1 riboswitch is annotated in these 236 nt (G+C 67.8%).

Annotated features, from left to right (window positions below):
- The first annotated feature begins 33 nt into the window (after positions 1–33).
- A riboswitch (cyclic di-AMP (ydaO/yuaA leader) is annotated at positions 34–183 on the top strand.
- Positions 184–236 lie beyond the last annotated feature (53 nt).

Genomic DNA, 236 nt, shown 5'->3' with positions numbered 1-236 from the left:
CGGCCGCATTGGCCGCATTGGCCGCATTGGCCACGGCCGCACAGGCCACCCAGGGGGTGCGCAGGAGCCGGGGACCCACCCTTCCCCACAGGGGTGAATCGGCACGCACCCACATGCACGCCGTAGGGCGACTTCCACGCCCGAACCCGACAGCTAACCCGGTAGGCGGACTGGAAGGAATCAGGAGATCCCAGTGCAGTTCCGCACCACCAAGCACACCACCACCAAGCCCACCA

Source organism: Actinomadura sp. SCN-SB (assembly GCF_043906805.1).
Taxonomy (GTDB): Bacteria; Actinomycetota; Actinomycetes; order Streptosporangiales; family Streptosporangiaceae; genus Spirillospora.
Note: the sequence above shows the minus strand (reverse complement) of the source record. Positions and strands in the feature narration are given on the sequence as shown.